This is a genomic window from Streptomyces sp. NPDC004788, assembly GCF_053601115.1.
Map to the genome: position 1 here is coordinate 30482 of NZ_JBSGBF010000058.1, position 20486 is coordinate 50967.

At 72.6% G+C, this 20486-nt stretch carries 22 protein-coding genes and 1 tRNA gene; 11 read left to right on the forward strand and 12 right to left on the reverse strand.

Features of this window, described 5'->3' with window-relative positions; all coding sequences use genetic code 11:
- Nucleotides 1-174 precede the first annotated feature (174 nt).
- The 3 genes from arr to ACWEJX_RS23860 form a co-directional block, all read right to left on the reverse strand.
- The gene (arr, locus tag ACWEJX_RS23850; RefSeq protein WP_451609438.1) at nt 175-603 is read right to left on the reverse strand and encodes an NAD(+)--rifampin ADP-ribosyltransferase; all 429 of its coding nucleotides are present in this window, start codon (nt 601-603) and stop codon (nt 175-177) included.
- Between the two features lie 202 nt (nt 604-805).
- Nucleotides 806-1936, reverse strand: coding sequence for a winged helix DNA-binding domain-containing protein (locus ACWEJX_RS23855; RefSeq protein WP_451609439.1), 1131 nt, complete (start codon nt 1934-1936; stop codon nt 806-808).
- A 151-nt stretch (nt 1937-2087) separates the two neighbouring features.
- On the reverse strand, nt 2088-3395 hold the full coding sequence (locus ACWEJX_RS23860) for a hypothetical protein (RefSeq protein ID WP_451609440.1): 1308 nt from the start codon (nt 3393-3395) through the stop codon (nt 2088-2090).
- Nucleotides 3396-3586: 191 nt separating this feature from the next.
- Between ACWEJX_RS23860 and ACWEJX_RS23865 the strand changes: the two genes are divergently transcribed.
- A complete protein-coding gene (locus ACWEJX_RS23865; protein ID WP_451609441.1) occupies nt 3587-4126 on the forward strand; it encodes a DinB family protein in 540 nt (179 codons plus the stop codon).
- Between the two features lie 12 nt (nt 4127-4138).
- Here the strand turns inward: ACWEJX_RS23865 and ACWEJX_RS23870 are convergent, their stop codons facing one another.
- Nucleotides 4139-4510: a hypothetical protein gene (locus tag ACWEJX_RS23870; RefSeq protein ID WP_451609442.1), complete on the reverse strand. Its 372-nt coding sequence runs from the start codon at nt 4508-4510 to the stop codon at nt 4139-4141.
- A gap of 136 nt (nt 4511-4646) precedes the next feature.
- Nucleotides 4647-5291: a type III effector protein gene (locus ACWEJX_RS23875; protein WP_451609443.1), complete on the reverse strand. Its 645-nt coding sequence runs from the start codon at nt 5289-5291 to the stop codon at nt 4647-4649.
- Between the two features lie 156 nt (nt 5292-5447).
- Here ACWEJX_RS23875 and ACWEJX_RS23880 point away from each other — a divergent pair, with 156 nt between their 5' ends.
- From ACWEJX_RS23880 to ACWEJX_RS23915, 8 genes are all read left to right on the forward strand, one after another.
- Nucleotides 5448-5882 (forward strand): Hsp20/alpha crystallin family protein, encoded by a 435-nt coding sequence (locus ACWEJX_RS23880; protein ID WP_403789758.1) that lies wholly within the window; start codon nt 5448-5450, stop codon nt 5880-5882.
- A 111-nt stretch (nt 5883-5993) separates the two neighbouring features.
- Entirely contained in the window at nt 5994-6392 is a 399-nt protein-coding gene (locus tag ACWEJX_RS23885) for a DUF2267 domain-containing protein (protein ID WP_451609444.1), read from the forward strand.
- A gap of 79 nt (nt 6393-6471) precedes the next feature.
- Nucleotides 6472-6930 (forward strand): DUF2267 domain-containing protein, encoded by a 459-nt coding sequence (locus tag ACWEJX_RS23890; RefSeq protein WP_451609445.1) that lies wholly within the window; start codon nt 6472-6474, stop codon nt 6928-6930.
- 438 nt (nt 6931-7368) lie between these two features.
- The gene (locus ACWEJX_RS23895) at nt 7369-9330 is read left to right on the forward strand and encodes a sensor histidine kinase (protein WP_451609446.1); all 1962 of its coding nucleotides are present in this window, start codon (nt 7369-7371) and stop codon (nt 9328-9330) included.
- Between the two features lie 7 nt (nt 9331-9337).
- Entirely contained in the window at nt 9338-9772 is a 435-nt protein-coding gene (locus ACWEJX_RS23900) for a roadblock/LC7 domain-containing protein (RefSeq protein WP_403789762.1), read from the forward strand.
- A gap of 2 nt (nt 9773-9774) precedes the next feature.
- On the forward strand, nt 9775-10146 hold the full coding sequence (locus ACWEJX_RS23905; RefSeq protein ID WP_389210360.1) for a DUF742 domain-containing protein: 372 nt from the start codon (nt 9775-9777) through the stop codon (nt 10144-10146).
- Nucleotides 10124-10768 carry a GTP-binding protein gene (locus tag ACWEJX_RS23910; protein WP_451609447.1) on the forward strand — a complete coding sequence of 215 codons (645 nt, stop codon included), beginning with the start codon at nt 10124-10126 and terminating at the stop codon, nt 10766-10768. Before ACWEJX_RS23905 ends, ACWEJX_RS23910 begins: the two co-directional genes overlap by 23 nt.
- Nucleotides 10765-11334, forward strand: a complete 570-nt coding sequence (locus ACWEJX_RS23915; protein ID WP_403789765.1) for a GAF domain-containing protein — start codon at nt 10765-10767, stop codon at nt 11332-11334. The genes ACWEJX_RS23910 and ACWEJX_RS23915 overlap by 4 nt, the downstream gene beginning before the upstream one ends.
- A 96-nt stretch (nt 11335-11430) precedes the next feature.
- On the opposite strand, the gene ACWEJX_RS23920 is transcribed toward ACWEJX_RS23915, so the two are convergent.
- Nucleotides 11431-12639 (reverse strand): acyl-CoA dehydrogenase family protein, encoded by a 1209-nt coding sequence (locus tag ACWEJX_RS23920; protein WP_451609448.1) that lies wholly within the window; start codon nt 12637-12639, stop codon nt 11431-11433.
- Between the two features lie 594 nt (nt 12640-13233).
- Here ACWEJX_RS23920 and ACWEJX_RS23925 point away from each other — a divergent pair.
- Nucleotides 13234-13307: transfer RNA gene (locus ACWEJX_RS23925), tRNA-Pro, on the forward strand.
- A 191-nt stretch (nt 13308-13498) separates the two neighbouring features.
- On the opposite strand, the gene ACWEJX_RS23930 is transcribed toward ACWEJX_RS23925, so the two are convergent.
- Nucleotides 13499-13726 carry a hypothetical protein gene (locus tag ACWEJX_RS23930; RefSeq protein ID WP_451609449.1) on the reverse strand — a complete coding sequence of 76 codons (228 nt, stop codon included), beginning with the start codon at nt 13724-13726 and terminating at the stop codon, nt 13499-13501.
- Between the two features lie 154 nt (nt 13727-13880).
- Between ACWEJX_RS23930 and ACWEJX_RS23935 the strand changes: the two genes are divergently transcribed.
- Nucleotides 13881-15179 (forward strand): cation:proton antiporter domain-containing protein, encoded by a 1299-nt coding sequence (locus ACWEJX_RS23935; RefSeq protein ID WP_451609450.1) that lies wholly within the window; start codon nt 13881-13883, stop codon nt 15177-15179.
- A 30-nt stretch (nt 15180-15209) separates the two neighbouring features.
- Here the strand turns inward: ACWEJX_RS23935 and ACWEJX_RS23940 are convergent, their stop codons facing one another.
- The 5 genes from ACWEJX_RS23940 to ACWEJX_RS23960 all read right to left on the reverse strand — a co-directional run.
- Nucleotides 15210-15641, reverse strand: coding sequence for a DUF7144 family membrane protein (locus ACWEJX_RS23940; protein ID WP_451609451.1), 432 nt, complete (start codon nt 15639-15641; stop codon nt 15210-15212).
- Nucleotides 15642-15840: 199 nt separating this feature from the next.
- Nucleotides 15841-16521 (reverse strand): hypothetical protein, encoded by a 681-nt coding sequence (locus ACWEJX_RS23945; RefSeq protein ID WP_451609452.1) that lies wholly within the window; start codon nt 16519-16521, stop codon nt 15841-15843.
- Nucleotides 16522-16640: 119 nt separating this feature from the next.
- A complete protein-coding gene (locus tag ACWEJX_RS23950; RefSeq protein ID WP_451609453.1) occupies nt 16641-17480 on the reverse strand; it encodes a slipin family protein in 840 nt (279 codons plus the stop codon).
- Nucleotides 17481-17591: 111 nt separating this feature from the next.
- Complete coding sequence (locus ACWEJX_RS23955) at nt 17592-19424, reverse strand: asparagine synthetase B family protein (protein WP_451609454.1); 1833 nt, start codon at nt 19422-19424, stop codon at nt 17592-17594.
- A gap of 120 nt (nt 19425-19544) precedes the next feature.
- The coding region (locus ACWEJX_RS23960; RefSeq protein WP_451609455.1) for a sulfate adenylyltransferase subunit 1 at nt 19545-20486 on the reverse strand (942 nt) is incomplete at its 5' end.

A 20486-nucleotide genomic window follows, 5' to 3' on the forward strand; every position in this document is an offset into this window, starting at 1 on the left:
CACCGGAGCGGACGCGCGTCTGACGTCCGCGCCGGCGTGATGTCCGCGAGGGAACGCCGCCCTCCTGACCGGTGCGACATCCGGTCGGAGGGCGGTCTTCCGGCGCGGCGGACGGCACCGTTCGCGGTGCATGGGCCAGATCGCCGCGATGCCGTGGTGGACCTGATCAGCCGGTCAGTCCAGGATCGTGGCGATCCCGCGCCGCCGGAGGTCGTCCAGGCCGTTCCGCATGGCCTCGATCTGCTCGGGCGAGTGCCCGGCCCAGTCCGTCAGCTCCGACACGACCCGGACCGGCTCACGGGTGCGGTACGAGCGGGTGGGGTTGCCCGGGAACTTGCGGTCCGTGACGTTCGGGTCGTCCTCCAGCTCACCCGTCGGCTCGACCACGTAGATCCGCCCCGGGCCCTCGCCGGCCGCCAGCTCGGCACCCCACACCGCGGCGTCCAGGGTCTCCGAGACGTACACGTGGCGGGAGGTGCGCCCCTCCTCGTAGTTGGACGAGCGACCGGGCGTCAGCAGGTCGCCCGGCGCGAGGTCGGCCTTCGTACCGTGGAGGTACGTGCCCTCCGCGTACAGCTGGAACGGGACAGGGGCGTTGGTCATGAACTGCTCCTTCGACCTGGACGACCTGGAGGACCTGGCCGACGTGACGACGGACGACGTGGGCGACCTGGCCGACGTGACGACGTGACGACGGACGACGTGGGCGACCTGGCCGACGTGACGGACGACCTGGACGACCTGGCCGACCTCGACTCGTGACTCCGGACGACCAGGGAACCACGAGCCGCGGTCGGGCGGGTACTCAACCGGGCAGCAGCCGCCGGTGCCCGGCCGGCAGCCTGGGCCACCAGTGGGCATAGCGGTGGTAGAGCCGCGGATCGCGCGCCGCCAGCAGGGCGTACAGCGCCCGGGCCTCCTCCGCCAGCGCCTCCCACACCGGTTCCGGCAGCTCGTGGAAGGCCGTCGCCTCGATCCCGCCCTCCACGGGCCGCCACACCCCCGCGACCCAGCCGTCGACCAGCAGCGTCGGCAGCACGTCACCGTTGACCCGGATCACCGCCCGCCGGTACTCCGGCGGCACCACCCGGCCCCGGTCCGCGTACGCGAGCAGGACGCTGTCCCACATGCCGAGCAGCCGCGGCGGCGCGGGCGTCTCCCCGGCCGGCCGGCCGGCCCCCGGCAGGTCGAACAGCTCGCCGCCGTCCGGCCCTTCGAGCCGTTCCACCGCGTCGCCCAGCTCCCGCAACGCCTCCCGGACGGGACCTCGCCGCACCATCGCGAACTGCGCCACGTCCGCCACCGACGCCGGCCCGAAACCCTCCAGACAGCGCACGACGAGCCGCCGCAGCGCCCCCGGCTCCCCCTCGCGCCCCGCAGCCGGTGGACCGCCGCCCGCCGCCACGTACGACGGGCGCTCCCCGAACGACCAGGGTCCGCCGGTCGGATGGTGGTGCAGCGGCGCGTACCCGCGCAGCCCCCACCAGGCCCCGTCCCGGGCCGCCTCGCCCACCCGCTCCGCGAGCCACCCCTTGATCTCCGCGGTGCCCCGCGGCACCTCGGCGAACGCGAGCAGCCCCGGCACGAGGTCCTGCACCTCGGCGGGCGGCAACCCGGTCCTGGACCCGAGCCGCGACGCGTACAGCGTCGGTTGCACCGCCTCCCGGAACACCCGGTAGTCCTCGGCGTGCACGGCGTGCAGCGTGATCCGCATCAGCGTCGCCTTGACCACCTCGCGCCGTCCGAACGCGGCGTCCAGCGCCGCCGGATCGAACCCGGCCAGCCGGTTCCACAGCGCCACGTACGGCGAGCCGGCGTGCTGCGCCTGCAACGCGACCACCCGCCGCACGCCCTCGGCGGCCCCCAGGGGGGCCCGCTCCAGGAGCAGTTGACGGTGGAGGGTGGCCCTGTTGAGTTCGCGCGCGCTGATTCTCACCGTCCGCATTCTCCCCGGCCGGCCCGCCCGGAAGCGACGGTGGGGCGCCACGCGGGGTGCGGCGAGGCACCGGTCCCGAGGGGACCGGTGCCTGCGGGCGTCCGGGGACGCGTACGTCCGGGAACGCGTACGTCCGGGGACGCGGCGGTCGTCAGGTGCCGTCGGCCGCGCCGGTCGTCCGCGTATGACGGAGCAGGGCCGTGGCGGCCAGGGCGATCACCGCGGCGGAACTCAGCACCGCCAGGGCCTGCGCCCAGGCGAACCGGGAACCGAGACTGCTCGCGAGGAGGTCGACGGCGCGCACACCGGCCAGCGCGTGGAGCCCGACGATCCCGACGGCGACCGCCGCCGCCGCGGCCCACGCGGTGACGCTGTCCCGTACGGCCACCCACATCGCGGCGAGCAGACAGCACGCGGTGACCACGACCGACACCATCGCCGCGGTGCCGCCGGAGCGCAGTCCGTGCACGTCGGTCGGCAGATGGATCAGGCCGCAGGCGAACAGCGCGACCGCCGCGGGCCAGCGCAGCGCCGACCGCAGCGCGGTGGACGGGGTGTGGCTGCCCGGACCCGCCGCCAGCGCCTGGTTCAGGGGCGATCTGGCCGACCGCAGGGCCTCGCGCACCCGCTTCTTCGGCGCGGCGGTCCCGGGGGATCGTTTGCCGTCCGCCGGCATCGTCGGCACCGCCGCCCCGGCGGCGGCCGCCCGCGCCGGGGCATCCGCGCCATCGCCCGCGGCCGGGTCGGTGCCGGTGCCGGTGCCGGTGGCGGTGCCGGTGGCGCGCCAACTGCTGCCGTCGGCGCCGATGATGTTCACGAGCTCGACGATGTCCTCGATCGGCCGGCCCAGCGCCGCGGCGCGCAGCGTGGTCTCGGCCTGGTGCAGGTCGTAGCCCGACTCGTTGAGCAGCACGACCAGCTGCCGCACCTCGTCGAGGGGGCGGGAGACCGCCGCGGCGCGCAGCGCCACGTCGGCGGGGGAGGACACCTCACCGGACTCCTTGAGCTGGGCGACGAGCGCGGCGACCTCGGTCACCGGACGCTCGGTGGCCGCCGTCCACAGCAGCGTGTGGATGGCTTCCTCGCCGTCCTCGTCCTGCGGCGCGTGCTCCGGCGCGTGCTCCGGCGCCGGCTCGGGCGCCGGCTCGGGCGTCTCCGGAGGCGGAGCCCCGGGCGGTACGGGCTCCGGTGCCGCCGTCTGCGGGGCCACCGGCAGCGGCGAGCCCGACACCGGTGCGTCGTCCGTAGGTGCGGCCGGGGTGGCCGAGGCGGCCGGGGTGGCCGAAGCGGCCGGGGCGGCCTGGGCGGACTCGACCGGGTCCGTCGCGGCCGGCTCCGGCGGGTGCGGGGGTATCGGCGGCGGGGCCGGGGAGGTCGGGGAGGTCGGAGCCGGTGCGCGGAAGGGGAACGGCCGGGGGCCGTGGTCCGCGGGATCGCTGTCGAAGAGGTCGGGGGTCATGGTGGTGCTCCGTTCGTGGACACCCAGCCAGGGCGTCCACCGTGACTGGCTCGTGGCGCGTCGAGAAACGCCCACGTGGACACCACTAGTGCGCAGTTCGGCACGTTGCGCCATCCGGGAATCGTCCCTGATGGGCCGACGGAGCGAAAGAAAGGTCCGCGGGGGTTTCCCGGGCTTGCTAACGTCGGTGTGTGACGGCTTGCTTGGAATGCGGCTTCGTGTACGACCTTGCCCAGGGCCCCGGAGTCCCGGCGCTCGCCAGAAGCCTCGCGGACGATTACGCCGAGCTCCTCACGGCGGCGCCGTCGGCGCTGCGGCGGCGTCCGGCGCCGCAGGTGTGGGCGCCGCTCGAGTACGCCTGCCACATGCGCGACGTGCTGCTCGTCCAACGGGAACGCCTGCTGGCCGCGCGGCGGTACGAGACGCCGGTCGCCGAGCCCATGGGGCGTGACGAGCGGGTCGAGCACGACGGATACGCGGAGCAGGAGCCCGCCGACGTCGCCCGCCAACTCCGGGACGCGGCTGAGCTGTTCGCCCGTTCCCTCGACCGCCTGCCGGCCGCCGACTGGGAGCGCACGCTGATCTACAGCTACCCGGAACGCACGGAACGCTCCCTGCGCTGGCTCGCCGTGCACACCCTCCACGAGCTGCGCCACCACCTGCTCGACATGCGCCGGCAGCTGGAGCGGCACGGGTCCGCCGCCCCGCGGCTCGGCGTGCCCGAGGCGTAGGGCGGCCTCGGGTCAGGGCGTCAGCGGGGTGAAGAGGTTCTCCGCCGCGTCGTCGAGGAGGAAGCCGTTGTCGAGGCGGACGCGCACGGTCACCCGCGTTCGGCGCTGCTCGTACGCGCGCCACTCCGGCTCCAACGCCGCCACCTGCTCCTCCAGCTGTCTCCTGCTGGCGGGCGGCATCTGGGGGCCGTAGGCGTCGAGGAGGGACGCGAGCCGGACGTACTCGCGCGCCTCGGGAGTCTCCTCGCGGAGGTGCTCGGTGACGCGCTCGACAGTGCCCTCGTTGCCTGCCGCGAGGAGCAGGGAAGGCCCGTCGAAGTCACCGGCCAGGGGCAGCTTCAGCTCGCTCGCCAGCCGCACGCGCCGGCCCTCGTCCAGAGTCATGCCCCCCATTAGGCCACATCGGCGCCCGGGCACTCCCACAAGCCCCCCACAGCCACCGGCAGGCCCCGCAGACCCCCAGCCCCCCGCAGGACGAGGGGACCGGGAGCCGGGGCGGCGTGCGGCCCGCTCCGCGGGGTCAGGGCCGTGCGGTCCCGCCGCGGCGCTGGTCGCTCTCGTTGCGGAGGTCGGTGGTGCGGCGGGTCAGGGAGTCGACGCGCGCGGCCAGGTCGGGGGGCAGCGGGGGATGGGCGGTGTGGGTGCGGGCGAGGGGTTCCAGGAGGCCGGCCGGGTCGACGTCCGCCAGGGCCTGGCTGAGGTCGCGCCGCAGGGCGCCGGCGAGGTTGTCGAGGGAGCTGATCTGGGCGGCGAGCAGGCGCAGTTCGGCGGCGTTGTCGCGGGCCCAGCTCGTGACCGAGCGGTCGGCGGCGCGGCGGTCCCGGGTCGCCTGGACGCGCTGCTCGCCGGTGGCGCCGGGGCGGCCGGGGCGCACCCGCAGATAGCGGCGCTCCGCGGCCTGCCGGCTGGTGACGCCGAGGGGCTCGGCGAGCTCGGCCCAGCTGGCGCCCGCGTCCCGGGCGGCCTCGATCAGGGCGGGCTCCCAGCTCGCGAGCTGCTCGCGCAGCTCCCGCAGGAGGAGCAGCGCGGCGAGCGCCTCCTCGGAGGAGGCGCTCGGAGGCGCGGCGGGGGCGTCCGCGGAACGGGCCGCGCGGACCGTCTCGTCGATCGCGGCGAGGGCCGCCAGGGCGGCACGGAAGGTGACGGGGTCGCCGCCTTCGGTCATTCGGATCACACTCCCGGACGTCGTCATTCCGTTGACGACACTACCTGTCGTCTGTCCGTTGACGACTCCACTTGTCGTCCATCCGTTGACATGTTACAACGGTGTCAGGTGAAGCGCATTGGCAACCAAAGCCTGGACCGATGGAGGTGTTTCACGATGTTGATGCGCACCGACCCGTTCCGCGAACTCGATCGCCTGACCCAGCAGATGCTGGGCACGACCGGCACGTGGTCACGCCCCGCCGCCGTCCCGATGGACGCCTACCGCGAGGGCGACGCGTACGTGATCATGATGGATCTGCCGGGCGTCTCGCCCGACGCGATCGACATCGACGTCGAGCGGAACATGCTGACGGTGAAGACCGAGCGGCGGCCGGTGGCGAAGAGCGACGACGTCCAGATGGAACTGTCCGAGCGGCCTCTCGGCGTCTTCTCGCGCCAGCTGATGCTGGCCGACACCCTCGACACCGAGAAGATCTCGGCGGACTACACGGCGGGCGTGCTCACTCTGCGCATCCCGATCGCCGAGCGGGCGAAGCCCCGCAAGATCACCATCAGCGACGGCGGCAGCCGCAGGGAGATCAGCGGCTGAGCCGGCGCAGCGGGCCGGGCGCGGAGGGCGGTCGCCTCCCCCTCCGCCGTCCCTCCGCCCCGGCCGTCACCCCGTGGAAGAGCCGTCACCCCGTGAAGAAGGGGCCGCGTCATGAGACTGCGATGGCAGACGTTCCTCGACCAGGTGCGGGAGCGCGGTGACTACGGAACGGAGCACGAGGCCGAACGCGCCTCCCGGGTCGTGCTCGCCCTCCTCGGCGCCCACCTGGTGGGCGACGTGCGGGCCGCGCTCGCCGCCCGCCTGCCGGAGACCTTCGCCGTCATCCTGCTCAACCCGCTCCAGGCCGGCGAACCGCTCTCGCCGGAACGCTTCGTGCGCGCGACGGCCGCCTGGATCGAGGGAGCCACCGAACGGACGGCGGCCTGGGACGTCAGCGCCGTGCTCAGCGTCGTCGCCGACGCGGCCGGCGAGGAACTCACCGGCCGGATGCTCCTCCAGCTCCCACCCGGATACGACCTCCTTTTCGGCCGGCCGCACCTGCCCGGTTGAGCCCGGCCCGTTTCGTCGACACCTGTTCGCTCCGCCCGGCCCCGACCGCCGGGCCCGAAGAGAACGGCGACTGACCGCCATGACCCTGCAGACCGAGACCACGAACCCCGCCGTGTCCGCGAACGGCCACGGCGGGGCCTCCTACACCGGCCTGCTCGAACGCGTCCGTTACGAGGGTGCCTACCCCACCCGCGAACGCGCCGAGCAGGCGGTCCGCTCCGTCCTCGCGGCGCTGGGACGCCAGCTCGTCGGCGACGAGCGCGTCGAGCTCGCCGCCCGTCTTCCCTTCGAGGCGGCCCTGGTCCTCACCGCCCAGGTCCCCGCCGTCACCCCGCTCACCGGCTGGGAGTTCATCAAGGACCTCGCCGAGCGCACCGGCGGCGGCCTGGCCACCACCCGCTGGGATGTCGGAGCGGTCCTCGCGCCCGTCTCCCGCCTGGCCGGCGCCGAGCTCACCGACCGGGTCATCCGGCAGCTGCCCTCCGGCTACGCGCTCCTCTTCGGCAAGGCCGATCTGCGCCCCGCCGCGCGTCCGTAACGAACGCGAAGGAGGACGCGCGTACGGGCGGGAGCGGTGGGCGGACGGGCGGTGCGAAGGTGCCGGGCGGCGTACGGCGAGGGTGCGGTGCGCGCCCTCGCGCCCGCCCGCGCAACGGGATTCCGCTCAGGAGGGAAGGCACCTCGCTGATGTGGGCCGTGGGCGGGTGGAGGAGGCTCCGGTCCGGTTCCGGGAGGGACGGCGGGCGTGCCGGGGCGGCGAGTTTCGGCCAATCATTCCCGGACCGAACCGGGGCGGGTGATACCAGACTCCCGCGCTCTACGGGTAAGTTTGCCAACTGCGCACCGCACCCGAACGGTTGACGACTACAGTGGCTGCCTGGTGATCATCGGTAGGCTCATCACACCCACGTAGGACACCTCCCCCGTAGTGCACCCCCGTAGTACGCCGAATCCTGGGCACGTACCAAGGACACTCATGTCTCAACTTCGCGCACCCGCCGCGCGGTCCGACCGCCGCGAGGGCGGGCGGCACGGCCGGTCAGGCGCCCGCACCGCCGTCGGCACGACCGGCGCCGGCCCCGCTCAGCAGCCCGCGCCGCTCCCGACCGAGGCGCGCATACGCCCCCAACTCCTGCGTACCTCCGTCCTCCCGGCGGTCGCGGTGGCGCTCGGCGGCGCCGCCGCCGTGCTGTTCACGATCCGCTCCACCGGCGCCCCCATGACGCCCGGCCTGTGGGCCGCGCTCACCGGCGCCGCCGCGCTCACGGTCGCCTCGGTGACCGCCGCCGCGCTCGGCGCCGACCGGGCCGCCAAGGCGGTGCTCGACCGGGCCACCGCCCTGCGCCGCACCACGGCCCGCGACCAGAGCGAACTGCGCACGATCGTCGAACAGTTGCGCAGGGGCGAGAGCCTCGCGCCCCGGCCCGCGCTGCCCTCCGGCGGCGCCCACGACGAGTTCGACAAGCTCGCGCAGGAACTGACCCGCTCCCACGAGGCCGCCGTGGCCTCCGTGGTGCAGGCGTCGCAGCTGTCCAGCAGCGTCGGCAACGAGCAGAAGGTCGAGGTCTTCGTGAACCTCGCCCGCCGGCTCCAGTCCCTCGTCCACCGCGAGATCCAGCTCCTCGACGAACTGGAGAACGAGGTCGAGGACCCCGAGCTGCTCAAGGGGCTGTTCCACGTCGACCACCTCGCCACCCGCATCCGGCGGCACGCGGAGAACCTCGCCGTCCTCGGCGGCGCCATCTCCCGTCGCCAGTGGTCGAACCCGGTCACCATGACCGAGGTGCTGCGCTCCTCCATCGCCGAGGTCGAGCAGTACCCGCGCGTCAAGCTGGTGCCGCCGATCGACGGTACGCTGCGGGGCCATGCCGTGGCCGACGTCATCCACCTCCTCGCCGAACTCGTCGAGAACGCGACGCTGTTCTCCGCGCCGCACACCACGGTGCTGCTGCGCGCCCAGTACGTCACGGCCGGCCTCGCCATCGAGGTCGAGGACCGCGGCCTCGGCATGCCCGTCGACGAGCAGAACAAGATGAACGCGCTGCTTGCCGACCCCGACCAGGTCAACGTGGCGCACCTGCTCCAGGACGGCCGCATCGGACTCTTCGTCGTCTCCGCCCTCGCCCGGCGCCACGGCATCGCCGTACGCCTCCAGTCGAACATCTACGGCGGCGTGCAGGCCGTGCTCGTCCTGCCGCAGGGCCTGCTCGGCGCCGACCCGGAGGGCCTCGCCCGCCGCGAGGGCCAGGCCCAGGACCAGGCGCAGGTGCACGCGCAGATGCAGGGCGTCCAGCCCCAGGCCGTCCCGCTCACCGGCGCCCCCGCCGCGAAGCCCGCGCCCCAGGCGCCCGCTGCCCCGGCCGCGCCCGCGGCCGGCCCCGTACCGGCGCAGGCGCCGGCCCACTCGCCGGCCCAGGCACCGAGTCACGCGCCGGCCCAGGCACCGAGTCACGTGTCGGCGCCGGTCCACGCCTCGGCGCACACCCCGCACCACCAGCCGCGCACCTCCGCGCACCCGCCGGCCCCCCAGCCGGCCGGCGCCCCCGCCGCGGCTCCGCTCACCGCCCCGTTCACGGCCCACGCCGGCTCCCCGTACGGCGGACCCGGCCTGGCCGGGGTACCGTCCCAGCCCACCCCCACCCCCGCCGAGCCCCCCCGGCCCGGCACCGCTCATTCCGCACATCCCGCTCCGGCCCCCGGCGAGGCCCCCCCGGCCCCGCGCTCCGGAGCACCCGGCAGGCCTGACCTCCCCAAGCGGCGCGCCCAGGAACACCTCGTCCCGCAGCTGCGCGACGAGCCCGCGGTCCGCAAGCCCGAGGAGCACGCCCTGCACGACCCGGGTCTGATGGCCGCCTTCCAGCGCGGTATCGGCCTCGCAGAATCCCAGCCCCCCGCCCCCCGCGAATCGCTGCGTCCCGGTGACGCGCACAAGGAGTAGATGCACCATGGCGAGCAATGCGCCGAACGGCCATTCCGCGGATCTCGACTGGCTGCTGAGCGGCCTGGTCCAGCGGGTCCCCTACACCCGCAACGCCGTACTGCTCTCCTCCGACGGCCTGGTCAAGTCCGTCCACGGCCTCGACCCCGACGCGGCCGACCACATGGCCGCACTCGCCTCCGGCCTCTACTCGCTCGGCCGCAGCGCCGGCGCGCGGTTCGGCGACGGCGGCGAGGTCCGCCAGGTCGTGGTCGAGCTGGACTCCACGCTGTTGTTCGTGTCCACCGCCGGCTCCGGCACCTGTCTCGCGGTCCTCGCCGGCCGCGAGGCCGACGCCGCCGTCCTCGGCTACGAGATGGCCATGCTCGTCAAGAGCGTCCGGCCGTATCTGGTCACCCCGGCCCGGCAGGCCGCGGGCATGGTGGGCGGCGCGGGACAGTGACGATCGGGTCCCACCAGGAAGGACCCTGGCTCGACGACGCGGCGGGCCGGCTGATCCGTCCCTACACCGTCAGCGGTGGGCGGACCAAGCCCACCGCCGCGCTCGACCTGCTCTCGATGGTGATGGCGACCGGCACGGCACCGCAGCCGCACATGGGTCCCGAGCACAGCCTGGCCCTCGGGCTGTGCGGCGGGCCCACCTCGGTGGCGGAGATCGCGGCGCACTTAAGGCTCCCGGCCGTCGTCACCAAGGTCCTGCTCTCCGACCTCGTGGACTGCGGGGCGCTCACCGCCCGCGCGCCCCGCTTCCACGCCAATCCAACCGACCGTTCCTTGCTGGAGGCAGTGCTCGATGGCCTACGACAACGGCTCTGAGCGCCACGACCGGGGCCCCGACGCTCCCGGCGGCTTCGCGGCCGACCCCTTCCCCACCGCGCTGAAGATCCTGGTCGCGGGCGGTTTCGGGGTGGGCAAGACCACCTTCGTGGGCGCGGTCAGCGAGATCGAACCGCTCAGCACCGAAGAGCTGCTGACCTCGGTCAGCGCGGCCACCGACAGCCTGGAGGGCGTGGAGTCCAAGACCACGACCACGGTCGCGATGGACTTCGGGCGCATCACGCTCGACGACCGCAACGTTCTCTATCTGTTCGGCACCCCGGGCCAGGAGCGCTTCTGGTTCATGTGGGACGAACTCTCCGAGGGAGCCCTCGGCGCGGTCGTCCTGGCCGACACCCGCCGTCTCCAGGAGTGCTTCTCCGCCGTCGACTTCTTCGAGCGGCGGGGCATCACCTTCGTGGTGGCGGTCAACGAGTTCGACGGCGCCTTCCGCTACGACCCGGACGAGGTACGGGCGGCCCTCGACCTCAAGCCCACCGTGCCGGTCGTGCTCTGCGACGCCCGGATCTCCAGCTCCGGAATCCGCACCCTGCTGACCCTCGTCCAGCATCTGCTCACCACCATCCCGGCCGCCGTGCCGAGCTACGGAGTCACGCCATGACCTACGACCCGACCGGCCACATGCTGCTGACCCCGATCGACAAGGACGCGCCCGCCCGGGTGCGGCGGCTGCGCGAACTGGGCCTCGGCGAGCAGCCGGACCCGGCGTTCGACGAGTTCGCCCACCGCCTCGCGGAGGTGACCGGAGCCCCGTACTCGATGGTCAACTTCATCGACGAGAACCGGCAGTTCTTCGCGGGCCTGCACACCCCGGCCGGTACGCACTCGGGCTCCGACCTCGGCGCCAACGCGGCGGGCGGCGGCGTCGGCCGCTTCATGGCCCGCGACCACGGCTACTGCCCGCACGTGGTGGTGCGCCGCAAGGCCCTCGTCCTGGAGGACGTCTGCGACTACCCGCGCTTCGCGGGCAACCCGGTCGTGGACGAGATCGGCATCCGCTCGTACATGGGCGCCCCGCTCATAGACCGCACGGGCGTGGCGCTCGGCACGATCTGTGTCGTCGACACGGACGTACGGCCCTGGGGGCGGGCCGGTCTCGAGACGATCAAGGCCATGGCGGCGGAGCTGGTGGAGCAGATCAACCGCCGTGAGGACGGACTGATCTGACGCCTGCTTGCAGGTGTTCGTACGGGTGCCCCGGGGTTCGGCTTCGTCGCCGGACGCCGGGGCACGGTGCTTCTGCCGACCGTGTCAGCCGGGCCGTCAGGCGTGTACGGGCTCCGGGGCCGGCGTGCGGACCACCTCGGAGAGCCGCTCCGACCAACTGCCCTTGTCCTGGCCGAGGGCGACCTCGGCGAGGCGCAGAAGCTGGATGTCGGAGGTGCCCGCGGGCGCGAAGATGTGGTGCGCGTCGCGCAGGTAGCGCTCGATGGGCCGGTCGGTGAAGAGGCCCGCCGCGGCGTGGATCTCCATCGCGTTGCGGCCGGAGTCGATCGCGGACTCGACGTTCACCAGCTTGGCGTTCATCAGCTCGGTGTCGCAGGACAGGCCCTGGTCGAGCAGATGCACGGCGTGGTAGGCGGCGAGCCGGGCCGTCATCAGGCGCGACTGCATCTGCCCCAGCTTCAGCTTGACGGTGGGCAGCGCGGCGAGCGGCTTGCCGTAGCGGATGCGCTCGGTGGCGAAGCGGGTGGTCTCCTCCAGGATGGCCTGGTGGATGCCGAGCGACACGGCCGTGAGGTTGGCCCGGCCGTAGAGCACGCTGGAGGAGTACGCGACGGAGAGGCCGTCGCCCTCGTCGCCGAGCCGGTTGGCGGCCGGCACCCGGCAGTTCTCGAAGATGAGCTCGCCGAAGCTGAAGCCGTGCAGACCCATCGAAGCCTGCTGCGGACCGGTCCTGAACCCCGGGCGATCGGATTCGACCAGGAAGGCGGTCAGTCCCTTTGAACCGGGACCGGTCCGGACCACGACACCGTGGAGGTCGCCGACGTGGCTGTTGCCGACGTACACCTTGCGGCCGTTGAGGACGTAGTCGTCGCCGTCACGGACCGCGCTCGCCTCCATGCCGAGGACGTGGCCGCCGGACTCGTACTCGGTGACCGCGATGGTCGGCAGGCACTCGCCGGCGGCGATGGCCGGAAGCCAGGTCTTGCGCTGCTCGTCGCTGCCGAAGTGGACGATCTTCGCGGTGCCCAGCTGCGACGCCTGGACCATGGCGCCCATCGCGCCGCTGACCCGGGACAGCTCCTCGATGATGATCGTCTTGGCCAGATGGCCGGCGCCCATGCCGCCGTACTCGTGGCCGATCGTCGCTCCCAGCCAGCCCTGTTCGGCGATCAGCCGGGACAGCTCGTGGTGCACGGTGCGCGCCGCTTCCATCTCCGGTATCCGTGGCCGGACCTCACGCTCGGCGAAGTCCCGCACCGTCTCCCGGAGCTGATGATGCAGTCGACTGCTGAAGTAGCCGTCCATTCGAGTCCTCCCCTGCGAAAAGCCTGCCCGTCGAGTGGTCCGAGCAGGTGGAGCATCGGCAGTGGTCCCGTCCCGAACAGGCCGACCACTTCATGGTGTTGATCTTTACGGGGCGGATCAATATCGCCACCAAGGTTGTCCGAAACAGGACTGGTTGACGTTTGATTCCGACTGTGTTTCGCGTGGTCTTGGCCTGCTCGGTCCGGCGGGAAGGGCATTCCCCAGGAGCTTCTTTCTGCCACATGCCAACGGCAAGAGATTCCGGGGCATAGGGAGGCGAGGGCGTCGCGGTCGCCCCATACGTCACTTCATCACCCGAACGGGTGGCATTCCGGAAGCGTGCCAGGGCCTCGGCGCCCCGCAACCGCACGGATTGCGGGCCCGTGAATCCTTCATCGGGGGCCCCGCGGGGGCGCGTGGGAGCGCGGGAGTGGCGCAAGGGTGCGTTACGGAGAGTGAGGGGGTGATGTCACGGAGCGTGTACGCGGGCGCACGCTGCTGTGGCCGACGTGAAACGTGTTCGTGAGCACCCGTGGAAGTGCGGTATTGTTCTCATGCGCGTTCGGCCAGGGAAACCCCAGGTCAGACGGGCACCGGGACGTGGCGCAGCTTGGTAGCGCACTTGACTGGGGGTCAAGGGGTCGCAGGTTCAAATCCTGTCGTCCCGACTGTGCGGAAACGCAGTCGGAGGCCGTTCTCTCATCCTTGAGAGGGCGGCCTTTCGTGCGTCCTGGGTGGAGCGACCGGGGGAAGAGCCGCCCGTGGTCTTCGCCTATTCGGACGGTGTGTCACCGGCGGTGTTCCTGGAGTGACGGGCGAGGGGGCGGTGTGAGCAGCGGGGGCGCGGCCGGACTCGGCATCAGCGTCCGTCGCCCCCGGTCCGGAGGGCGCTCGGCACTGCTGCCCTGTGCTCCTGGCCTCGGCGTACGGCGGCGACGATGACCTTGATGGCCAGGCCGAGGACGATCAGGTCGGTGATCATCTGGACGGTGACCAGCAGCCGTGCCGTCTGACTCTTGGCGGTGATGTCGCTGTCGTGCGCGGAGCAGCCGGTGTCCGATGATGAGTGGCCTGCCGAGTTCCCCACCGATGGGTCATCGAGTGCCAGAAACCTTGTCAGGTGGCCCGTGCCGTACGTCGTTTCCGGGACGGACCGCTGAGAGCGGCCCGTCCCGCAGGTGCGGCGACGCCCGGGCCGGGCGCCTGGACCGTTTTTGCTCGCCCGCACGGGTGAGGCCAAGGTGAGCGGCAGCGCGTGGACCGGTGCGGCCGTGGCCGCGGTCTCGGCCGCGTACGCGCTCGTCTCCCGGCGGCTCACCACCACCGTCGTGTCCGCGCCGATGGTGTTCACCGGCTGCGGAGTGGCGATCGGCCCGCTCGGGCTTGGTCTGCTGGATCTGGGACATGACGCGGGACCGGTGCTGAATCTGCTCGAGGCCACTCTGACGCTCATCCTGCTCACCGACGCGATGTCGGTGCGCCGACGGGATCTGAGCCTCGGCGGGTTCCTGCCGGGTCGCCTGCTGGGGATCGGTCTCCCTCTGACGATCGGGGCCGGATGGCTCCTGGCGTGGCCCCTGCTGCCCGGCCTGACCGTCTGGGAACTCGCCCTGGTCGGTGTGATCCTGGCCCCGACCGATGCGGCTCTGGGCAAGACGGCGGTGTCCAGCCCGAGCGTTCCTCCGCTCGTCCGCAACGGTCTCAACGTCGAGAGCGGCCTCAACGACGGCATGGCGCTGCCCTTCTTCGTCCTCTTCCTCGCGGGCCTGCCCGGCACGACGGCCGCGGAGGAGGGAGCCGCCGGGGTCTTCTGGCGGGCGCTCCTGCTGAGCACCGTGCTGGGCCTGGCCGTCGGCGGCGTCGGCGGACGGGTGCTGCGCCTGGCACGCAGGCAGGGATGGGTCGACGACGGCTGGCGACAGGTGTTCGTCCTGGCCGTGGCGGCGGGTGCGTACACGCTCGCGGTCGCCGCCGACGGGAGCGGGTTCATCGCGGCGTGGGTGGCCGGCTTCGCGTTCGGTGTCTCTCTCCGAGAGGAGACGACGGCGGACGCGCCGCGGGCCGCCGCGGACGACACCGCCGACCTGGCCGAGCACCTTGCGGAGCTGCTCGCGTGCCTGAGCTTCCTGGTCTTCGGGGCCGTCCTCCTCGGTCCCGCGCTGGAGCAGCCGGACTGGCGGGTCATCACCTATGCCGTGCTGAGCCTCACGGTGGTCCGGATGCTGCCCGTCGCCCTCTCCCTGGCCGGCAGCGGTCTCGCCCTCCCCACGGTCGCCTACGTCGGATGGTTCGGGCCGCGCGGGCTCGCCTCCGTGGTCTTCGGGCTGCTCGTGGTGGAGGAGAACGTGCCGGGGGTCCGGCTTCTCGGGCGAGTGGTCGCCGTGACGATCGCGCTGAGCATCCTGCTGCACGGTGTGTCGGCCGTCTTCCTGGCGGAGCGGTACGGCGCCTGGCACCGGAAGGCCGCCGCCCGGCGGCCGGGACTCCGGGAGGGGCCGCCCGGGACACCGGATGCCGGAGCCCCGTCCACCACCCGGTAGTGCGGGGCACGTGGGACCGGCGGCCGCAGGTCAGTCCAGTCCGGCTGTTCTGGTGGTTCCGGCGCAGAGAGCCCAGATCACGATGGCGTCGATGACGATCAGCATGATGGCCCAGAACGGGTAATAGGGCAGCCACAGGAAGTTGGCGAGCATGCCGAGCCCGGCGAGGGTGATGCCGACGACGCGCGCCCACATGGCGCCGGAGAAGAGGGCGATGCCCGCCAGGACGATGAGGATGCCCAGGATCAGGTGGATCCAGCCCCATCCGGTGGTGTTCATCTTGTAGGCGTAGTCGCGGGTGATGACGATCAGGTCGTCCTTGGCGATGGCGGCGATCCCCTCGAATATCGCCATGGCACCGCCGAAGATCATCATGACGGCGGCGAAGACCGTCCAGCCTGTGGCGAACGGCCTGCGAGTGGTCCGGGCACCCCTCTGAGCTGCACTGACGTTGCTGGCCATGGTTCGGGCTCCTTCGAGAACAACCTCGCCGCCCCATCGGGCGACCTGGTCGGAGGCTCCGTATCCAGGTTGCCACGCCGGACGCCTGGCAGCACCTCCCGACCGGCGGCGCTCGCTGAGGCGTTGCGCCGCCGTCGGCGCTCCGGACGGGTCGGGAGCCGCGTGAGGGACCTTGCCGCCGATCGGCCCGTACGGGGCGTCAGCCGGTGGCCGGAGTCGGGCGCGGGGAGGACACCGTCCCGACGGTGAAGCGCCGCCACACCGGGGCGGGCATCACGATCCGGCCGTGCTGTCCCTGTCGCGGTTCCGCGATGCCGAGGAACCGCCAGAAGTCCTCGAAGACCAGGGCGTTGCCGCGGGTCCACCGGTCGCCCGGCCTGACGTGCGTGTCCCACGCGAGCTCGTCCTCCTCGTCCTCGGGAAAGGGCGAGAGGTAGCCGGCGGCATGGCGGAGGTCGAGGGAGAGGGTCGGGAAGGCCGCGACCAGGACCTCGGGTCGCCCGGTGGTGTCCTTGCCGGGGAAGAAGCCGGTCGGATCGCACCAGTGGACGAACTGGTCGAGCACCACGCCCGCGTCGAAGAGCTCGTAGCCCCACATGTCGCCGTCGTGGACGAAGGTCAGGAGCCCCGGACAGCCGAGCGCTCGGGAGACGTGCAGCTGCGCCCGGCGGCGCAGGTCCCACTCCCAGCCTCTGGTCCAGCTCAGCTGGGTCCACCCGTTCCACCCGGTGAAGAGCGTGTAGGCGTCGTGGCTGTCGTCTTCCTCGGCCGGCAGGAAGGCGAGCCGGTGTCCCTCGGTTGTCCAGAACTCCTCCAGGGCGTGCAGGACGCCCTCGTGGTCCTCGGTGAAGAAGCTGTTGTCGCGCAAGAACAAGCCCATCCGGGCGACGATACCGGTGCCGGCCCCACGGCCAGGCACCGGAGTCTGCCGCCCGGAGTCTGCCGCCCGGAGTCTGCCGCCGGGAGTCTGCCGCCCGGAGCGGGGCCGGCTGCGGTCGGTCAGGAGGCGTCCGCCCGGCCCGGCTGCTCGGGCACGGTGCCCGTCGGAGTCTCCGGCGCCGGCGCCGGAGCGGGGTCGAGGTTGCGGGCCGCCCGGTCGAAGTAGCGGAGCAGTTCCACCGGGAAGGGCATCACCAGCGTGGAGTTCTTCTCCGCGGCCACCTCGACGACGGTCTGGAGCAGTCGCAGCTGCATCGCCTCCGGGGTGTCGGACATGATCCGTGAGGCGTTGGCGAGCTGCTGTGCCGCCTGGAACTCGCCGTCCGCGGTGATCACGCGGGCCCGCCGTTCGCGCTCCGCCTCGGCCTGCCGGGACATCGACCGCTTCAGCGACTCCGGAAGCTGTACGTCCTTGATCTCGACCCGGTCGATGTGGACGCCCCAGCCGGCCGCCGGGCTGTCGATCATCAGGGCGAGTCCTTCGTGCAGGCGCTCCCGGTCGGACAGGAGGTCGTCCAGGTCGCTCTTGCCGATGATGGAGCGCAGGGACGACTGAGCGACCTGGCCGACGGCGAAGGCGTAGTCCTGCACCTCGATCGCGGCGCGGGCGGGATCGACGACCCGGTAGTAGACGACCGCGTCGACCTTGACCGACACGTTGTCCCTGGTGATGCCTTCCTGCGTCGGGATCGGCAGCGTCGCGACCTGGACGTTCACCTTCCGCATGCGGTCCGCGACGGGGATCAGGAAGGTGATGCCCGGCTGCCGGTGGCCGGGCAGCGCCTTTCCGAATCGGAACACGACACCACGCTCGACCTGATTGATCACGCGCATCCCGCTGCGGAGCAGCAGCAGGAGGAGGACGACCCCGACGACGACTCCGACCAACGCGCTCTCCATGGCGCCCTCCTTCGTGTAACCGCTTCGACACGGGTCAGGACGACCCGGAGGCACGCGCGGATGCATGTACCGCGTAAGGAACACGTCAAGATCTTGGGGGAGCGTGACCGGCTAGGCCGCGACCGGCTCCGGCAGCGCCAGGTGCAGGGCGGCCGGGCGCAGGACGCGCAGTTCCTGCCGCCAGAGCTCGTGGACCAGGACCGCCCACAGAGCGGCGGCCGTGTCCGGGGCCGGGTGTCTCGCCTGGGTGGAGATCAGGTTCGAGATCGCGGTCCGGTCCCAGCGTTCGTCGAGATGGGTCTCCCGGAGGATGTCCTGGGCGAGGTCCATCAGCGCGGAGCCCGGCCGCAGCAGCTCGTCGGCGCCGACGTCGGTGCTGCGCGCGCTGCGGCGGAGCGTACTGGCCGGAAGGTAGCGCTGGGCCGTCTGGAAAAGAGGGGTATCGCCTGTCGTCGGGCGTGGCGAGAGGTTCCTGGCGAAAGCGGAAACGGCGGGCTGGAGATAGGGGAAGCGGGCCTCCACCGACCACGCGGTGCTCACATGGTCGATCTGGCGGAGGTCGTGGGCGGGCAGCCGCCAGCCGGTCTCCACGGCGGTCAGGGTGCGGAAACGGTCCTCGCCTCCGGCGCGCAGGGTCTCGGCGAGCCGTTCGGCGGCGGTGCCCCGGAAGCGCAGGTAGTCGCGGTAGTCGGCGCTGTAGAGGGAGGTCCGGATGGGGCGCGGCACACTGGCCAGGGCATCCAGGTACGGGCCGATCCACGGCCGGTCCGGTGGTGTCATGAGGGCGCGCCGCATGCGCTCGTGCGCGCCGAACAGCTCGCCGGCTCCGGCGGCCGTCAGCGCGACCGTGTAGCCGGCGCCCCGGACGGCCCGGAAGAGGGCGTAGCGGCCCGGGGCCGCGGGATCCGCGTACGGCCGGCCGAGGTGCCAGATGGTGCGGGGCAGGAGTTCCACCAGTTCGTCGGGGTCGAGGACGACGTCGTGATGGAGGGTCCCGCTCCGCCGGGCCGCCGCACAGACGGAGGAGTGCGAGCGGCCGCGGTACACCACGTGGAAGCTGTGCAGCGGGCTGCCGTCCACCTCCCTGAGCTGGCGCGTCGCCATGGCGTTGACGAGATGGGAGTCCGCGCCTTCCGTCACCACGCCGCACACGGGCACGTCGGCGCGGGTGAGCCGGGCCATCTCCCCGCGCAGGATGTCGCCGAGGTCCGCCGCCCCGTCCGGGACCGGCGCGGTGGCCGGGGCAGGGGTCGGGGCCGCTGCCGGGGCGGTTGCCGGGATCGTACGGCGGTGCAGGCGCAGCCCGTCGAATCCGTTCGCGACGGCCGTGGTGCCGGGCGGCAGGGTCCTGATGCCCTCCAGGGCCGTGCGGTCGTCGGCGCAGGTGCCCACGGACAGGTACTCGTCCAGGGCGGCGGCCCGTTCCACCGCGGGCACCTGGCCGAAGGCGAGCAGACCGGGCAGCTCGGAGGCGAAGCGCACCGCGCCGTCGGGAGCGGTGTGGTGGTAGAGCGTCTTCATGCCGTGGTCGTCGGTCGCGAGCACGAGGCGCGGCCGTCGGCGCAGGTCGATCACGGCGATGGCGAACATGCCTTCCAGGTGCTCGGCGAAGCGCGTGCCGTGCTCGGCGTACAGCGCCGGCAGGACGGACCCGTCGCAGATGTCGGTGAAGACGTGCCCACGGGCCCGCAGCCGGCGGCGCAGCCGGTGGTGGTTGTAGATCTCGCCGTCGAAGACCACCGCGATGCCCGGCAGCCGCGGACAGCGGTAGGGCTGGGCCCCGCCGCGCGGATCCAGGACGGCGAGTCTGTTGCAGCCGAGGGACCATGTGTCGCCGCGCAGCACGCTGGTGCCGTCGCGGCCGCCGTGCAGTTGCCGCCCGGCGACCGCGTTCAGTTCCACCGCGCTGTTCGGTGCGCCGAACGCCCCGAAGATCCTGGACACACACACTCCTTCAGCTCGTTGCTCGCCGCCCGGTCCGAGGGCGCGTACATCGGGATCAGTCGGGATCCGGTCAGGACCAGCTCGGGATCAGGCCGGAATGAGGCCGTGATCAGGCCGGGATCAGAAGGACTCGCCCGCCATGCCGGCGGCGAGCGTGGTGCCGTCGGCCGGGTCGATCAGCAGGAACGAGCCGGTACGGCGCGAGTCCGCGTACGAGTCCAGCGCGAGCGGTTCGGCGGTGCGCACCGTGACCCGGCCGATGTCGTTGGCGACGAGCCGCTCGGGGTTCGGGTGCTGGGAGAGGTCGTCCAGGGTCAGCCGGGACGGGATGTCCTTGACGATCGCCTTGACCGTGCGGGTGGTGTGCTTGAGCAGCACCCGCTGGCCCACGGTGAGCGGCTGGTCCGCCACATGACAGACGGTCGCCTCGACGTCCTGGCTGCTGCCGGGCACGGCGTCGGCCGGGACGATCAGTTCTCCGCGGGAGATGTCGATGTCGTCGGCGAGGAGCAGCGTGACCGACTGCGGTGCCCAGGCCGTCGCCACGCGGGTGCCGAGCAGGTCGATCGCGGTGATCGTCGACGTCCGGCCCGACGGCAGTACGGTCACCTCCTGGCCGACGTGGAGGATCCCGGCGGCGATCTGGCCCGCGTAGCCCCGGTAGTCGGGGTGCTCGGCGGTCTGCGGGCGGATCACGTACTGCACGGGGAAGCGGGCGGGCCGGCCGGCGACGTCGTGGCTGATCTCGACGGTCTCCAGGTGCTCCAGGACGGTCGGGCCCGCGTACCAGTCCATGTTGGTGGACGGCTCGACCACGTTGTCGCCGAGGAGCGCGGAGATCGGAATGGCGGTGATCTCCGGGACGCCGAGTTCGGAGGCGTAGGTGGTGAACTCCTCGGCGATGGCGGCGAAGACGGACTCCTGGTAGTCGACCAGGTCCATCTTGTTGACGGCGAGGACGACGTGGGGGACGCGGAGGAGGGCGGCGACGGCGGCGTGGCGGCGGGTCTGCTCGACGACGCCGTTGCGGGCGTCGACGAGGACCACGGCCAGTTCGGCCGT

Excerpts from the sequence above, each read along its gene's own strand:
- arr (WP_451609438.1), bottom strand. The coding sequence starts at position 603 with ATGACCAACGCCCCTGTCCCGTTCCAGCTGTACGCGGAGGGCACGTAC.
- ACWEJX_RS23860 (WP_451609440.1), bottom strand. The coding sequence starts at position 3,395 with ATGACCCCCGACCTCTTCGACAGCGATCCCGCGGACCACGGCCCCCGG.
- ACWEJX_RS23870 (WP_451609442.1), bottom strand. The coding sequence starts at position 4,510 with ATGACTCTGGACGAGGGCCGGCGCGTGCGGCTGGCGAGCGAGCTGAAG.
- ACWEJX_RS23875 (WP_451609443.1), bottom strand. The coding sequence starts at position 5,291 with ATGACCGAAGGCGGCGACCCCGTCACCTTCCGTGCCGCCCTGGCGGCC.
- ACWEJX_RS23880 (WP_403789758.1), top strand. The coding sequence starts at position 5,448 with ATGTTGATGCGCACCGACCCGTTCCGCGAACTCGATCGCCTGACCCAG.
- ACWEJX_RS23885 (WP_451609444.1), top strand. The coding sequence starts at position 5,994 with ATGAGACTGCGATGGCAGACGTTCCTCGACCAGGTGCGGGAGCGCGGT.
- ACWEJX_RS23890 (WP_451609445.1), top strand. The coding sequence starts at position 6,472 with ATGACCCTGCAGACCGAGACCACGAACCCCGCCGTGTCCGCGAACGGC.
- ACWEJX_RS23895 (WP_451609446.1), top strand. The coding sequence starts at position 7,369 with ATGTCTCAACTTCGCGCACCCGCCGCGCGGTCCGACCGCCGCGAGGGC.
- ACWEJX_RS23900 (WP_403789762.1), top strand. The coding sequence starts at position 9,338 with ATGGCGAGCAATGCGCCGAACGGCCATTCCGCGGATCTCGACTGGCTG.
- ACWEJX_RS23910 (WP_451609447.1), top strand. The coding sequence starts at position 10,124 with ATGGCCTACGACAACGGCTCTGAGCGCCACGACCGGGGCCCCGACGCT.
- ACWEJX_RS23915 (WP_403789765.1), top strand. The coding sequence starts at position 10,765 with ATGACCTACGACCCGACCGGCCACATGCTGCTGACCCCGATCGACAAG.
- ACWEJX_RS23920 (WP_451609448.1), bottom strand. The coding sequence starts at position 12,639 with ATGGACGGCTACTTCAGCAGTCGACTGCATCATCAGCTCCGGGAGACG.
- ACWEJX_RS23940 (WP_451609451.1), bottom strand. The coding sequence starts at position 15,641 with ATGGCCAGCAACGTCAGTGCAGCTCAGAGGGGTGCCCGGACCACTCGC.
- ACWEJX_RS23945 (WP_451609452.1), bottom strand. The coding sequence starts at position 16,521 with ATGGGCTTGTTCTTGCGCGACAACAGCTTCTTCACCGAGGACCACGAG.
- ACWEJX_RS23950 (WP_451609453.1), bottom strand. The coding sequence starts at position 17,480 with ATGGAGAGCGCGTTGGTCGGAGTCGTCGTCGGGGTCGTCCTCCTCCTG.